Here is a 14,426-nt window from a genome sequence, read left to right on the forward strand (position 1 = left end):
GATAAAGTTCGCGCAAAAAGGGTGACCATTTGGCGAAATAGAGACGTTTTGGAGACCGATATGACAGCCAGCATAGCATCGCCACCGCGCCGTGGGGGCTTTACCTTCAAACAATTTTTCGTAGGGCATGATCGATGTGGCATGAAAGTGAGTACGGATGGCGTATTATTGGGGGCTTGGGCGCCACTTCCTACCACACGCCGCGTATTGGATATCGGTACTGGCAGTGGATTACTGTCCTTGATGGTGGCGCAGCGGTTAGCGGCCAAGGTTGCCCCCTTTGAGATTGATGCGATTGATATCGATCTCGCTGCAGTCCGACAGGCTGAGGAGAATTGTAAGCAGTCTCCTTGGCAAGGGCATCTCAATGTCTGGCAACAGGATTTACTGACTTGGGATACCTCATCTCGACAATCTTATGGGCTGGTGATCTGCAATCCGCCCTATTTCCAACATGGGGCGGCCTATCGAGACGTTCAGCGAGAGAAAGCCCGGGATAGTCGTACGTTGGACCATCGTTCATTATTACAGAAAGTCGCGGAACTGCTTACCGATGAGGGTTTTTTTTCGGTGGTGTTACCCACTCAAGAAGCCGAGCACTTTGCTGAGTATGCGCGCACGACCGGGTGGTTTTTATATCGCCAGTGCGATATCTGTGAGCGGGCAGAGAGTTCAGCAAAACGTCGTTTAATGACTTGGCAGCGTTGCCCAACAGAGTGTAGCGTAGAGTGTTTGGTGATCCGCGCTGAGCATGGGCAGTACAGCACTGATTTTCAATGCTTAACAGAAGAATTTTACTTAGCATTCTAGTCCATCAACTATACTGATAAAAATATGAAACTTCATGGTTAATCGGGTAAATTGGCCTGCAGATAACGCGATTGTTATTAGGATTAACCCATTGCTAAAACTTTAAATAGTAATTTACCTAAAATTCAGTGAACTTTTGGTCATTATTCAGTTCCAACTTTGGGCTCGCCAATGGCAGTAACGTTATGGCACTGGGTGGTTTTACATTGAATATTTTATGAGGACAGAGCCTCAGATGAGCGAGCAGTTAACGGATCAAGTTCTGGTGGAACGGGTCCAAAAAGGCGATCAGAAATCGTTTAATTTACTGGTGCTACGCTATCAGCATAAAGTGGCCAGTTTAGTGACGCGCTATGTTCCGCCAGGGGACGTACCAGATGTTACGCAAGAGTCATTTATAAAGGCTTATCGAGCTATAGAGTCTTTTCGTGGTGAGAGCGCCTTCTATACTTGGCTTTACCGAATCGCGGTGAACACGGCTAAAAATTATTTAGTGGCACAAGGTCGCCGTCCGCCTTCCAGCGATGTCGATGCGAGCGATGCCGAAAACTTTGAAGCAGCGAGTGCTTTAAAAGAAATTTCGAACCCTGAGAACTTAATGTTGTCAGACGAACTGAAGCAGATAGTTTTTAGGACAATTGAAACTCTTCCTGAAGATTTACGGATGGCGATCACGCTCCGTGAATTAGACGGGTTGAGTTACGAGGAAATCGCTGAAATCATGGAGTGCCCTGTTGGCACTGTTCGTTCACGCATTTTCCGTGCACGAGAAGCGATTGATAATAAAGTTCAACCACTGCTGCAGCGCTAATCGCGTAGCAGAGTGACTACCTAAAGGGTATTAAGGTATGCAGAAAGAGCAACTTTCCGCTTTAATGGATGGCGAAGCCTTAGATCAGTCTTTACTCACTGAACTTTCTAAAGATGCCGAGTTGCAAGCGAGTTGGGAGCGTTACCATCTGGTTCGTGACACGCTTCGCGGTGATCTGGGGCAGGTCGTGCATTTCGATATCTCGGCTAAAGTGGCTGAGGCGATTGCAGCAGAACCCGTTTCCGCTACCACGGTCACACCGCTTATTGTCGAAGAGCAACCTGAACCGTCTCGCTGGCGCAAGATGGGCTTTTTCTCGAAGACGGGTGGTTGGGGTGCGCAACTTGCTCAAGTCGGTGTAGCAGCTTGCGTCTCGATGGCTGTTATTGTCGGCGTGCAGCATTACAATCATGGCAGTGATGCAGCGACATCGGATAGCCAAGATACCCCTGCTTTTAATACCTTACCAATGATGGGTAAAGCCTCCCCTGTAAGCTTAGGCGTACCGGGTGATATGTTCGAAAACTCGTCCTCCACCGGGCAAGTACAAGAACAACGTGCTCGCATCAATGCGATGCTGCAAGATTACGAGTTACAACGCCGTCTTAATGATGGTGATAGCTTGCCATCGACATCTTCGGTTCTTGATAAACAACAGTATTCGGGCACTGTCCACCAATAATGAAAGAAAAATTTCTTCTCTCTGCCGCATTATGCGGCAGTCTGCTTTATTCCGTCTCAAGTTTTGCCGATAATAGCGCCGCCTCGTCGGATACAAAGCCCATCCAACCCTTTGTGATGCTAAAACAGATGGATAAAGCGACTAATACGCTCAATTACCAACTCTCCTATATCACTATTAATGAGCAAGGTATTGAGTCGTTACGCTACCGTCATGCGCGGGTGAATAATCAAGTCTTTGCACAATTGCTGCAGATGGATGGCCCACGTCGAGAGGTTATCCAACGTAATCGAGCGATCAGTTATTTTGATGCCAGTTCGGGCGTTGATCCTTTCACGCTCCCCGGCGACCATATTATCGATGGGCTACCTTCGATCTTGTTTGCGAATTTTGATCGACTAAAAGACTACTACAACTTTATCAGTGTTGGGCGTTCTCGGGTGGCTGACCGATTGTGCGATGTGGTGCGTGTCGTATCGAAGGACGGTACCCGTTTCAGCTATGCCGTTTGGTTAGACAGCGCGAGTTCGCTTCCTTTGCGTGCCGATTTGTTATCACAGGAAGGGGAAACTATCGAGCAATTCCAAGTTATTGATTTCGCAGTTGATGATCAATTACAACAAGTCATGGCACCACTGGTGGATGCGAAACTTCCGCCGGAAATGACTTCATTGCCGAAAAATTCACACGCAAAATTAAACTGGTCGCCAGGCTGGCTCCCCGCAGGGGTTCAGGTGTTGTCACAAAGCCAGCGTCAAGTACCCGCTTTAGCGAAAAAAATTGAATCTCGTCTCTATTCCGATGGTCTTTTTACTTTTACGGTCAATGTTTCTGCGGCGACAGGGGCAACCCCTCCGCAAACTTATAGCACTGGGCGTCGTACGCTCTACGTTGAAATACGTAATAATAAGGAAATTAGCGTTGTCGGTGAGCTCCCTCGTGAAACGGCAAAGCGTATTGCAGATTCGGTTAATACGGGTACTTAACAATGATGAGAGAATGGGCGACTGTCGTGTCGTGGGACCAAGGTGTAGCGACACTGCATACTGAGGCGAAAACAACCTGTAACAGTTGTTCTGCGCGTAAAGGGTGTGGTAGCCAAATGCTGAATAAACTTGGTCCTAAAAACGCGCATGTCATGCAAGTGAATAGCGATAAGCCCTTGCAGCCCGGTCAGCGTATTGAGTTAGGGATTAAGGAAAGTAGTTTACTGAGCTCAGCCTTGATGGTCTACATTACGCCATTAGTCGGACTCTTTATCGGTGCAGGCTTACTGCAATATTGGTTCAACACCGATATGGCCAGCGCGGGAGGAGCCTTGCTAGGTGGCGTGGGGGGATTCCTTATCGCCAAGCTGTTATCGAAGACGTTGGGTGAAAAACACGCCTTTCAGCCTGTGATATTAACGGTTGCATTAGGCCCCGATCAATTGCGCATCGACTCTGTCTATCCTTCTCATTCTTCGTGACATATCGATTTATGTCGGCAAGCAAGCGGTATAATGCCATTTCAAGGTTTGCTTGCCGAACTCCTTGGGAATTCTTCCCGTAAATTGTCTTAAAAAAAAGCCATCCAAGGCTTTTGATATGCTGACGTCTTTGCCGCTGTCGTGTAATATGCTCCGCAGTAAAAAAGTGGGTACATGCATCATGGGTCCATTTATGTGTCCACCTGAATAAATTTTGCAGGAAACTATGAAAAAATCCCCGGAAATGAAGAATATAAGAAATTTCTCCATCATTGCGCATATTGACCATGGAAAATCCACGTTATCTGATCGCTTAATCCAAACCTGTGGTGGCTTAAGTGACCGTGAAATGGCTGCCCAAGTTTTGGACTCCATGGATCTTGAGCGTGAGCGTGGAATCACTATCAAAGCACAAAGTGTGACCCTTGATTATCACGCACAGGATGGAGAAACTTATCAACTTAACTTCATTGATACGCCGGGGCACGTAGACTTCTCCTACGAAGTCTCCCGTTCTCTTGCCGCTTGTGAAGGTGCGCTACTCGTTGTGGATGCAGGGCAGGGCGTAGAAGCGCAAACCCTGGCTAACTGCTACACCGCAATTGAAATGAATCTGGAAGTTGTACCCGTATTAAACAAAATTGATCTCCCTGCAGCAGACCCTGATCGCGTTTCTCAAGAGATTGAAGATATCGTCGGGATTGATGCAACGGATGCTGTAAGATGTTCTGCTAAAACAGGATTAGGTGTTCCTGAAGTATTAGAACGCTTAGTACGTGATATTCCCCCACCGGAAGGCGACATTGACGCGCCGTTACAAGCGCTGATTATCGACTCATGGTTCGATAACTACTTAGGCGTTGTCTCCTTAATCCGTGTTAAAAATGGCGTGTTGCGTAAAGGCGATAAAATTAAAGTAATGAGTACCGGGCAGGTCTACAATGCGGATCGCCTGGGCATCTTTACGCCAAAACGCGTTGACCGTGATGAGTTACGCAGCGGGGAAGTTGGCTGGTTAGTGTGTGCCATCAAAGATATTCTCGGTGCGCCAGTTGGGGATACTCTGACTGCGGCGAAGCATTCGGCGGATAAACCGTTACCAGGATTTAAAAAGGTTAAACCTCAAGTTTATGCGGGACTTTTCCCTGTCAGTTCTGATGATTACGAAAATTTCCGTGACGCGCTGGGTAAACTGAGTCTGAATGATGCCTCATTGTTCTACGAGCCAGAGAGCTCGACCGCTTTAGGCTTTGGTTTCCGTTGTGGCTTTCTTGGGTTATTACACATGGAAATCATCCAAGAGCGTTTAGAACGTGAATACGACTTGGATCTGATTACCACGGCCCCTACCGTGGTCTATGAAGTGGTGACGACCAGTGGTGAAACACTGTATGTGGATAGTCCGTCTAAATTACCCCCACTCAATAATATCGAAGAGCTGCGCGAACCGATTGCAGAATGTCATATGCTGCTGCCACAAGAATATCTCGGTAACGTGATTACGCTTTGTGTTGAGAAACGAGGCGTGCAGACCAATATGGTTTACCACGGAAACCAAGTTGCGCTGACGTATGATATTCCAATGGCTGAAGTCGTCTTAGACTTCTTTGACCGAATTAAATCCACGTCAAGGGGTTATGCATCGCTTGATTATAACTTCAAGCGTTTCCAAACCTCAGACATGGTTCGTGTTGATGTCATGATTAACTCAGAACGTGTCGATGCGCTTGCGCTGATCACTCACCGCGATAACTCGCAATCTCGTGGTCGCGAGTTAGTTGAAAAAATGCGTGAACTGATTCCGCGTCAACAGTTTGATATTGCTATTCAAGCCGCAATTGGCAACCACATTATCGCCCGTTCCACCGTCAAACAATTACGTAAAAACGTCTTGGCGAAATGTTATGGCGGTGACGTGAGCCGTAAGAAGAAATTATTACAGAAACAGAAAGATGGTAAGAAACGCATGAAGCAAGTGGGTAACGTAGAGTTACCACAAGAGGCGTTCTTAGCAATTCTGCATGTTGGGAAAGATTAATTAATTAAGGATTGGTCATGGCAAATATGTTTGCACTGATTTTGGCAGTTGCGACCTTACTCACCGGTATTGTGTGGTGTCTGGATAAATTTAAATGGGCACCGGCGCGCCGTGCTAAGCGTCAACAGGCGCAAGATCACGCGAACACGACGTTAGATAAAGCGGCGCTTGACAGCATTGCACGTCAACCAAGTTGGGTAGAGACCTCAGTATCGGTATTCCCGGTACTGGCTGTGGTTTTTATCGTGCGTTCATTTATTTATGAACCTTTCCAGATCCCATCTGGGTCGATGATGCCAACCTTACTGATTGGCGATTTTATCTTAGTTGAGAAGTTTGCCTACGGATTAAAAGATCCCATTACGCAGACTACGCTAATCCCTACTGGGCATCCTAAGCGTGGTGATGTCGTCGTGTTCAAATATCCGAAAGATCCCTCCGTCGATTACATTAAGCGTGTGATTGGTTTACCGGGAGATAAAATTGTTTTTGATCCGGACAGTAAAACGGTAACCGTTACCCCAGGCTGTGGCGAAGGGCATTGCGGTAACCCTGTCGCGATTAGCTACTCGTCAATGGAAAAAAGTGATTTTCTACAAACCTTTAGTGGTTTTGACGGAAACGAAGTGGGTAATGGCTTTTATCAGATCTCTAAAGCAGGTATGTTACCCGGCGGACTGCAGTTGGGTGAGCGTCAAGAAACGCTTGGTAATGTCACCCATAACATCTTATTGGTTAATCAAGCACAGAGCCAAGTTGATGCTTACTACCAGCAAGAGGGGCAACCGCAATCAACATGGGTGGTTCCGGCTGGAGAATACTTCATGATGGGTGACAACCGTGATAACAGTGCGGATAGCCGCTATTGGGGATTTGTTCCAGAGAAAAATCTGGTCGGAAAAGCCGTCGCTATCTGGATGAGCTTCGATAAACAAGAAGGTCAATGGCCAACAGGCGTACGATTGAGCCGTATTGGTGGTATCCATTGATAGGGAGTGAGTTCAAGGATGAACTCAACCCATATTTTTTCACCACTGCACATGAAACCGTGAGTTGATACAGCCCTGTTTCATGTGCAATTAACAGACGCTAAGAATAACTGGAACAGCATGAACCCCATTCTTATAAATAAGCTGCAGCGTAAACTAGGCTACACTTTTACTCATCCGGAACTTCTGCAACAAGCCTTGACGCATCGCAGTGCCAGTAGTAAACATAATGAACGATTAGAATTTCTCGGGGATTCAATCTTAAGTTACGTCATCGCGAATGCGCTTTATTGTCAATTTCCTCGTGTTGATGAAGGGGACATGAGCCGGATGCGCGCGACCTTGGTGAGAGGGAATACCCTTGCTGAGATGGCACGAGAGTTCGAACTGGGTGAGTGCTTACGCTTAGGCCCTGGTGAGCTTAAGAGTGGTGGATTTCGTCGTGAATCCATTTTAGCGGATACCGTGGAAGCGCTGATTGGTGGAATTTTCTTGGATAGCGATATTCAACAAACAGAAAAATTAATCCTCAATTGGTATCAATCACGGCTGGAAGCGATCAGCCCGGGTGATAAGCAAAAAGATCCGAAAACACGGTTACAAGAGTATCTTCAAGGGCGTCACTTACCGTTACCGGCCTATTTAGTCGTACAGGTGAGGGGAGAAGCCCATGATCAAGAATTTACGATTCACTGCCAAGTGAGTGGTATGAATGAAGCGGTGGTTGGCATTGGTTCTAGCCGTCGCAAAGCAGAACAGGCTGCTGCAGAGCAAGCACTGACTAAGTTAGGAATTGAATGAGCGAACAAGTAACACATTGCGGTTTTATCGCAATTGTCGGCCGTCCGAATGTCGGCAAATCAACGCTATTGAACCAGTTACTGGGGCAAAAGGTCTCTATTACGTCACGTAAACCACAAACGACACGTCATCGCATCATGGGTATTGATACACAGGGCGCTTATCAGGCGATTTATGTGGATACCCCAGGGCTACATATGGAAGAAAAGCGGGCGATCAACCGTTTGATGAACCGCGCTGCGAGTAGTTCAATCGGTGATGTTGAGCTGATTGTTTTTGTGGTGGAAGGCACGCGTTGGACAGATGATGATGAGATGGTGCTTAATAAGCTTAAATCGGTCAAGGTACCGGTGGTTTTGGCCATCAATAAAATCGATAATATCCAAGATAAAACCATCTTGTTACCCCATATCCAACAGATCAGCCAAAAAATGAATTTCGCTGATGTGGTACCTTTGTGTGCAGAAACAGGACAGAACGTCGATACCATCGCGCGTATCGTTCACAATACCCTGCCGGAAGCCGACCATCACTTCCCAGAAGATTATGTGACTGACCGTTCACAACGCTTCATGGCCTCTGAAATCATTCGCGAAAAGTTAATGCGTTTCTTAGGGGCTGAACTGCCGTACTCTGTTACCGTTGAAATCGAGCGTTTCGTGGCCAATGAGCGGGGCGGTTATGATATCAATGGCCTTATCTTGGTCGAACGCGAAGGCCAAAAGAAGATGGTGATCGGTAACAAGGGTACCAAGATCAAAACCATTGGTATTGAAGCACGTCGTGACATGGAAGAGATGTTCGAATCCCGTGTTCACCTTGAACTGTGGGTGAAAGTGAAGTCTGGCTGGGCAGATGACGAACGTGCTCTGCGTAGCCTAGGCTATACCGACGATCTCTAATTGATGGAGGGCTGGCAGCGCGTTTTTGTTTTGCATGCTCGCCCTTACAGCGAAACGAGCTTGCTGCTCGACATCTTCAGTGAAAGTGATGGACGCGTCACTGTGCTGGCGAAAGGGGCTCGTTCACGCCGTTCCAACCTCAAAGGTGCTTTACAGCCCTTCACTCCTCTGCTCATGCGATGGGGGGGGAAAGGTGAAGTCAAAACGTTACGCAGTGCCGAGCCTGTCTCAATGGGACTGCCGTTAAGCGGGACTTACCTTTACTGCGGACTTTATGTCAATGAACTGTTGATGAGAGTCCTCGGCCAAGAAATTGGTTACTCAGCACTTTTCTTTGATTATCTCCACTGTCTGCAATCGCTTGCTGCGCTTGATAGCTCTCCTGAGCCGGTCTTACGACGTTTCGAATTTGCGCTATTGGCGCATCTGGGGTACGGCGTAGACTTTTTACACTGCGCCGGTAGCGGTGAAGAAGTCAGTGATGAGATGACTTATAACTATCGGCAAGAACGAGGCTTTATTGCTAGTGTTGTGCCGACAGCACACACCTTCACCGGCCGTCAGTTGCGCGCCTTTTATCAGCGCGAATTTCCAGAAATTGATACACTGCGGGCGGCAAAGCGTTTTACGCGTATGGCGTTAAAGCCGTACTTAGGGGGGCGTCCCTTAAAAAGCCAAGCACTCTTCCGGCAATTCCAGCTTCCCGTGGATAAACCGCAAGAGTGAATAATAGTGTCCTTTTTTCGTGACTATCTATGAGGTTTAGCATGGCGGAAGTTTATTTAGGCGTAAATATTGACCATATCGCTACCGTGCGTAACGCACGAGGTACCCACTATCCGGATCCTGTTCAGGCCGCTTTTGTCGCAGAACAAGCCGGTGCTGATGGCATTACCGTGCACTTGCGTGAAGACCGCCGCCATATCACGGACCGAGATATCGCCCTGCTGCGACAAACGATTCAGACCCGCATGAATTTAGAAATGGCGGTGACTGAAGAGATGATTAACATTGCTTGTCAAACGCGTCCGCATTTCTGCTGTCTTGTGCCGGAAAAGCGTGAAGAAGTGACTACCGAAGGTGGGTTAGACGTCGCCGGACAACAAACGAAATTAAATGAAGCAGTGGCGCGTCTACAGCAAGCGAATATCATCGTGTCACTCTTTATCGATCCTGACGTTCAGCAAATTGATGCAGCCGTGACTGCGAAAGCGCCTTTTATCGAGATCCACACTGGTGCTTACGCAGAAGCACAGGATCCTGAGGATGTGGCAAAAGAGTTAGAACGTATTCGGGCAGCCGTGAGCTATGCCGCATCAAAAGGCTTGAAAGTGAATGCTGGCCACGGGCTGACTTACCATAACGTTCAGGCCATCGCCGCATTACCAGAGATCTATGAGCTGAATATTGGGCACGCGATTATTGGTCGTGCGTTATTTAGCGGTCTGGCGGATGCCGTTCGCGAGATGAAACAGTGCTTACAGGATGCTCGACGCTAATGGCTATCGTGGGGCTGGGGACTGATATTGTCGAAATCTCGCGCATTGAACAGGTGATAGAACGTTCAGGTGACCGGTTAGCAAAACGAGTGCTAACCGATAGCGAATGGCAACAATATCAACAACACCATCAACCCGTGCGATTTTTAGCGAAGCGTTTCGCGGTGAAAGAGGCGGCAGCTAAAGCCTTTGGTACGGGTATTCGTAACGGTTTAGCCTTTAATCAATTTGAAGTGTTTAATAATCCGCTCGGCAAGCCTTGTTTACGATTACTTGGGCAAGCGGAGATTCTAGCGGAGCAATTGGGTATTCAGCACCACCACGTGACGCTCGCCGATGAGCGTCGCTACGCCTGCGCAACGGTGATCTTCGAAAGTTAACCGTTTAGGGTAGGATAGAGCTGTACAAACTTTTCCCACAATTGGTCGGGTGTCTCTCGCCATATCGTATCGTGAACAATCGTATGTGAGATGGGGCAGACACTCTGGCAGGTCGGTGCCTCGTAGTGTCCGACACATTCGGTGCAACGAGTCGGGTCAATTTCATAGATTTTAGCGCCTAATGCGATGGCCTGATTAGGACACTCGGGTTCGCACATATCACAATTGATGCAGCGTTCAGTGATCAGTAATGCCACGTTTTTCCTCTACTCGTTAAATTCATTATTTCATTGTCGATTTGCCGCCCATCCGTTGAGGTAGGTCGTCGCTTATCTCTACTGGAGAGTAGGATAAGCTATTTTTATCGTTATTAATTTAACGTAGGACATTAATGGGGCAGTTTAGTCAGAAAACGTAAACTGAAGAGTGAGTGGTTTTAGAACGAAAATAGGCAAGTGAGGATATAATGGGTTAGAAATAACTCAACAACAGCTTTAGTACTTTTTAGATAAAAATTGGTTTGGAAATTTAAAAATTAAGATAATAGTTAATGATAGCGAGAAGCACCCCAACAGCGCTAAAAATTCTTATTAGCCTCGTCACTTTTACAGTCACTTTCCTGCTGCTGCGCCCTGCGGAGCCGGCCATACCAGAACAGATTGTATTTTGGAGCAATGCTGCACGATTTTTCGGAGTATGTAACCCCGAAGGATTTGTCGGAATTGCGTCACTCATTGTCTGCTCCCTAGTTACTAACCCGTGAAACCATAGTCTCTCAGTCCGGGTGATTGCTTAGATATAGACTATGCTGAGTAGCAGAGTCCCCCTTGTTATGGTGGATATATAATTAAGAGGCAGGCTATGAAAATTCTCATCACTGGTGCAACAGGGTTGATAGGGCAGCGTCTTACTCAGACGCTGTTAAAGCAATCACATCTTATTACTGCGTTAACGCGTTCGCCTGAGCGGGCGACTAAGCTTCTAGGCCCTCAAGTGGAACTGTTAACCTCACTCGAGGGGTTAGGGTCATTAGACGGTTTCGATGCGGTGATTAACCTTGCCGGGGAGCCAATTGCCGATAAACGCTGGACGACGGCTCAGAAACAGAAACTCTGTGACAGCCGTTGGCACTTAACGGAAAAGATTGCCGAGTTAATTAAGGCTAGCGCCCAACCACCATCAGTTTTGATCTCGGGGTCAGCGGTAGGCTATTACGGTGATCAAGGGCAAGTAGTGGTGACCGAAGAGAGCTCGCCACATCAAGAGTTTACTTGGCAGCTCTGCTCACGCTGGGAAACACTGGCGCTTGCGGCGCAAAGTCCCCATACACGAGTCTGTTTATTACGTACCGGTGTCGTGCTGTCGAGAGAGGGCGGTGTGCTCGCAAAAATGGTAATGCCATTTCGTGTTGGTGTTGGGGGACCTTTTGGGGATGGCCAGCAATATATGCCGTGGATACATATTGACGATATGCTCAATGCGATTCTCTTCCTACTAAGCCAGCCTTCCCTGAAAGGGCCGTTTAATATGGTTGCTCCAACGCCAGTTCGTAATGAACAATTTAGTACTCAGCTAGCAAAAGTATTGCACCGCCCTTGCTTTATGCGTGTCCCTGCCGTTGCAGTCCGCTGTCTGATGGGCGAATCTGCTGTGTTAGTGTTAGGTGGGCAGCAGGCTGTTCCTCAACGACTTATTGATGCGGGTTATACGTTTCGTTATACCGCACTGCAACCCGCACTCGAAGACGTTGTCGGTAAATAGAATAGGGGGAGGGGTTTCCTCCCCAAACGAGTTACCATGATGAAACCAGATTTTGTGATAGAGGATGATTTTTCAAGAAAGGGTTTAACCCTATTATCCCCACTAAGAGTGAGTAAACTCTTTCTAAAAATATAACACCCAGCTTATATAACTTAACGACCGATAGGTGACACTCCTGCATCAATAATCTCGCCCTAAAATAGTGAGCAATGCGTATAATACCCCGTTATTTACTGCTTTAAGGATTGCGACTGTGGACAATACTATTCCCCCTAATGATGACGAAAAATGGATGCGCCATGCGATACAACTCGCGCAACGCGCTTATACATTGGGTGAAGTCCCTGTTGGCGCGGTACTGGTCTATAAACAGCAGGTGATTGGCGAGGGGTGGAATCTGCCGATCAATGAACACGATCCGACTGCACATGCGGAGATTATGGCAATCCGCCAAGGGGGGCAGGCCCTAGGGAATTACCGACTACTTGATACAACGCTCTATGTCACGTTAGAGCCCTGTGTAATGTGCGCAGGCGCGATGATCCACGGTCGTATTGGTCGTATTGTCTTTGGGGCCAGTGATGCAAAAACGGGTGCAGCGGGGTCGCTTGTCGATATCTTACGCCATCCTGGGATGAATCATCAGCCGACCATTTGTGGGGGAATATTGGCAGAAGAGTGTGGTGCTTTACTCAGTGATTTTTTCAGGCAACGCCGGGCCGAAAAAAAAGCCGCACGCCTTGCGGCGCGGGCTCAAGAGAGTTAGTTCATCACTAATTGTGGTTCCACCGGGGTGGTGGAAATACCACTTGGTGTATGAGGCGGATCGAGAGGTAGTTGCTCCATCTCTTGTAGATATCCGACTAAACTCAAATTGTATTTACGTACTTTTTCAACATAATCGTAGGCTTCTTGCCCACGGGCATAACCGTAAGTGGTTTGCGAGTAGTAGCGTTTTTTGCTGAGTAATGGCAAACGTACTTTTACATCGCTCCAGCTATTCGGGTCGGCTCCTTGATTTACCGTCAATTGCCGTGCATCCATTAGATGGGCTAAGCCGATATTGTAAGCGGCTAGCGCAAACCATACGCGCTCATCTTTGGGTATATCAGACGGTAATCGTTGCATCAGTCGCTGCAGATATTCGCTACCTCCTCGAATACTCTCTTCGGTATCGAGTCGATTACTGACATCTAAACTACTTGCCGTGGTCTTGGTAAGCATCATGATCCCTCGGACTCCCGTAGGGGAGGTTGCGTGAGGATCCCAATGCGACTCTTGCCAAGCCATTGCGGCCAACAACTGCCAATCAAAGTTCTGGGCATATTTCTCGAAAACCGGCTTAAGCGTCGGTAATCGTGTATCTACGGCTTGCAAGAAACTCCGGGTATCGACGTAGTCGAAATGTCCTGAATGCCCTAAATATTTTTCTTCTAAACGTGCTAATGTTCCTTGCTCGTTCAGTTGACTGAAAAAATCCAACATGGCGGCATGCAGACTGTCACTCTTATTGCCTGCGATGTACCAATTTACCGGTTGTTCTTGCGTTACCGTAAAGGCGACAGCAAGTTTGGGGTAAATACGTTGCATCATTTCTACCGTCGCTGAATCGGCGATAGTGTAGTCTATTTTGCCTTCTACTACCTCTCGTAAGATCTGCTGAGGTCCTAGATGCCTTTCGGTTTCCCAGTGTAGTGCGGGGTAGCGATTGGCCTTCTCTGCCTCAAGCGTACTCGCAAACGTTGACCCATCGAGAATACTCAAGGTTCCCTGCAAGTCATTTAAGCTCTTAGGTCGCGGTTTATCGATACGATAAACCAGTTGCTGCGAGGTGCTGTAATAAGCCGGTCCAGCGACGTATTCCTGTGCACGATGTTCATCCCAGTTTAAGCCCGCGGCCAAAAGGTCTGAATGTTGCGCAGATAAGTCGTTAAATAAGCTCTTTATATTGGGACGGACGGTGACCTCTAACTTCACGCCTAGGTAATCTGCAAAGCGCTTAGCCAGTTCGTAGTCCATTCCCTGCGGTTGATCTTTAACCTGTTGGTAAGTCAGCGCCGAATTTAGGGTGCTGATACGCAACACTCCGCGCGATTGGATTTGCGCAAGAGAATCTTGTTTCCCAGTGTGCCAGGGTATTGCTGGCCATAAAGCTGATGCTAATAATAAGGTGACAAGACCGATAAAGAAATAATTAAATTTTATACATTTCAAATAGTTATCTCTCGGTTCTGCTCGCGATTCCCTAATGTTAGGGAGTGAATCTTTTGATTTCTTAACGCAAG

At 47.5% G+C, this 14,426-nt stretch carries 16 protein-coding genes; 14 read left to right on the forward strand and 2 right to left on the reverse strand.

All coding sequences use genetic code 11. The features are described from left to right. The first annotated feature begins 60 nt into the window (after positions 1–60). From MKR94_RS12230 to acpS, 12 genes are all read left to right on the forward strand, one after another. Positions 61–810 (forward strand): tRNA1(Val) (adenine(37)-N6)-methyltransferase, encoded by a 750-nt coding sequence (locus MKR94_RS12230; RefSeq protein WP_241647162.1) that lies wholly within the window; start codon positions 61–63, stop codon positions 808–810. Positions 811–1,045: 235 nt separating this feature from the next. Then, positions 1,046–1,621, forward strand: coding sequence for an RNA polymerase sigma factor RpoE (gene rpoE, locus MKR94_RS12235; RefSeq protein WP_241647163.1), 576 nt, complete (start codon positions 1,046–1,048; stop codon positions 1,619–1,621). A gap of 37 nt (positions 1,622–1,658) precedes the next feature. After that, a complete protein-coding gene (gene rseA, locus MKR94_RS12240) occupies positions 1,659–2,303 on the forward strand; it encodes an anti-sigma-E factor RseA (RefSeq protein WP_241647164.1) in 645 nt (214 codons plus the stop codon). Continuing rightward, entirely contained in the window at positions 2,303–3,289 is a 987-nt protein-coding gene (rseB, locus tag MKR94_RS12245; RefSeq protein ID WP_241647165.1) for a sigma-E factor regulatory protein RseB, read from the forward strand. The genes rseA and rseB overlap by 1 nt, the downstream gene beginning before the upstream one ends. Positions 3,290–3,291: 2 nt before the next feature. Further along, positions 3,292–3,771: a SoxR-reducing system protein RseC gene (gene rseC, locus MKR94_RS12250; RefSeq protein ID WP_241647167.1), complete on the forward strand. Its 480-nt coding sequence runs from the start codon at positions 3,292–3,294 to the stop codon at positions 3,769–3,771. Between the two features lie 244 nt (positions 3,772–4,015). Then, positions 4,016–5,809, forward strand: coding sequence for a translation elongation factor 4 (lepA, locus tag MKR94_RS12255; RefSeq protein ID WP_241647222.1), 1,794 nt, complete (start codon positions 4,016–4,018; stop codon positions 5,807–5,809). 17 nt (positions 5,810–5,826) lie between these two features. Further along, positions 5,827–6,798: a signal peptidase I gene (gene lepB, locus MKR94_RS12260; RefSeq protein ID WP_241647168.1), complete on the forward strand. Its 972-nt coding sequence runs from the start codon at positions 5,827–5,829 to the stop codon at positions 6,796–6,798. Positions 6,799–6,918: 120 nt separating this feature from the next. Then, positions 6,919–7,599 (forward strand): ribonuclease III, encoded by a 681-nt coding sequence (rnc, locus tag MKR94_RS12265; protein WP_048912471.1) that lies wholly within the window; start codon positions 6,919–6,921, stop codon positions 7,597–7,599. Beyond that, the gene (gene era / locus MKR94_RS12270) at positions 7,596–8,501 is read left to right on the forward strand and encodes a GTPase Era (protein WP_241647169.1); all 906 of its coding nucleotides are present in this window, start codon (positions 7,596–7,598) and stop codon (positions 8,499–8,501) included. The genes rnc and era overlap by 4 nt, the downstream gene beginning before the upstream one ends. A 3-nt stretch (positions 8,502–8,504) precedes the next feature. Further along, entirely contained in the window at positions 8,505–9,227 is a 723-nt protein-coding gene (recO, locus tag MKR94_RS12275; protein WP_241647170.1) for a DNA repair protein RecO, read from the forward strand. 41 nt (positions 9,228–9,268) lie between these two features. Then, positions 9,269–10,000 (forward strand): pyridoxine 5'-phosphate synthase, encoded by a 732-nt coding sequence (gene pdxJ, locus MKR94_RS12280; protein WP_241647172.1) that lies wholly within the window; start codon positions 9,269–9,271, stop codon positions 9,998–10,000. Beyond that, positions 10,000–10,380, forward strand: a complete 381-nt coding sequence (gene acpS / locus MKR94_RS12285; RefSeq protein ID WP_099824705.1) for a holo-ACP synthase — start codon at positions 10,000–10,002, stop codon at positions 10,378–10,380. The genes pdxJ and acpS overlap by 1 nt, the downstream gene beginning before the upstream one ends. Here acpS and MKR94_RS12290 read toward each other — a convergent pair. Next, positions 10,377–10,637: a YfhL family 4Fe-4S dicluster ferredoxin gene (locus tag MKR94_RS12290; protein ID WP_241647173.1), complete on the reverse strand. Its 261-nt coding sequence runs from the start codon at positions 10,635–10,637 to the stop codon at positions 10,377–10,379. The genes acpS and MKR94_RS12290 overlap by 4 nt on opposite strands. Before the next feature lie 604 nt (positions 10,638–11,241). Between MKR94_RS12290 and MKR94_RS12295 the strand changes: the two genes are divergently transcribed. Next, positions 11,242–12,141, forward strand: a complete 900-nt coding sequence (locus MKR94_RS12295; protein ID WP_241647174.1) for a TIGR01777 family oxidoreductase — start codon at positions 11,242–11,244, stop codon at positions 12,139–12,141. Between the two features lie 253 nt (positions 12,142–12,394). Further along, complete coding sequence (tadA, locus tag MKR94_RS12300) at positions 12,395–12,907, forward strand: tRNA adenosine(34) deaminase TadA (protein ID WP_338328025.1); 513 nt, start codon at positions 12,395–12,397, stop codon at positions 12,905–12,907. On the opposite strand, the gene mltF is transcribed toward tadA, so the two are convergent. After that, positions 12,904–14,355 carry a membrane-bound lytic murein transglycosylase MltF gene (gene mltF, locus MKR94_RS12305; protein ID WP_241647175.1) on the reverse strand — a complete coding sequence of 484 codons (1,452 nt, stop codon included), beginning with the start codon at positions 14,353–14,355 and terminating at the stop codon, positions 12,904–12,906. The two genes, tadA and mltF, sit on opposite strands and share 4 nt — an antisense overlap. Between the last annotated feature and the right edge of the window lie 71 nt (positions 14,356–14,426).

Origin of the sequence: Rosenbergiella metrosideri, from assembly GCF_022602565.1 — a bacterium.
In the GTDB taxonomy this organism is placed as follows: Bacteria; Pseudomonadota; Gammaproteobacteria; order Enterobacterales; family Enterobacteriaceae; genus Rosenbergiella; species Rosenbergiella metrosideri.

Coding starts and splice junctions, on each gene's coding strand:
- rpoE (WP_241647163.1), top strand. CDS start 1,046: ATGAGCGAGCAGTTAACGGATCAAGTTCTGGTGGAACGGGTCCAAAAA.
- MKR94_RS12230 (WP_241647162.1), top strand. CDS start 61: ATGACAGCCAGCATAGCATCGCCACCGCGCCGTGGGGGCTTTACCTTC.
- MKR94_RS12295 (WP_241647174.1), top strand. CDS start 11,242: ATGAAAATTCTCATCACTGGTGCAACAGGGTTGATAGGGCAGCGTCTT.
- rnc (WP_048912471.1), top strand. CDS start 6,919: ATGAACCCCATTCTTATAAATAAGCTGCAGCGTAAACTAGGCTACACT.
- lepA (WP_241647222.1), top strand. CDS start 4,016: ATGAAGAATATAAGAAATTTCTCCATCATTGCGCATATTGACCATGGA.
- rseC (WP_241647167.1), top strand. CDS start 3,292: ATGATGAGAGAATGGGCGACTGTCGTGTCGTGGGACCAAGGTGTAGCG.
- rseB (WP_241647165.1), top strand. CDS start 2,303: ATGAAAGAAAAATTTCTTCTCTCTGCCGCATTATGCGGCAGTCTGCTT.
- era (WP_241647169.1), top strand. CDS start 7,596: ATGAGCGAACAAGTAACACATTGCGGTTTTATCGCAATTGTCGGCCGT.
- pdxJ (WP_241647172.1), top strand. CDS start 9,269: ATGGCGGAAGTTTATTTAGGCGTAAATATTGACCATATCGCTACCGTG.
- recO (WP_241647170.1), top strand. CDS start 8,505: ATGGAGGGCTGGCAGCGCGTTTTTGTTTTGCATGCTCGCCCTTACAGC.
- acpS (WP_099824705.1), top strand. CDS start 10,000: ATGGCTATCGTGGGGCTGGGGACTGATATTGTCGAAATCTCGCGCATT.
- rseA (WP_241647164.1), top strand. CDS start 1,659: ATGCAGAAAGAGCAACTTTCCGCTTTAATGGATGGCGAAGCCTTAGAT.
- lepB (WP_241647168.1), top strand. CDS start 5,827: ATGGCAAATATGTTTGCACTGATTTTGGCAGTTGCGACCTTACTCACC.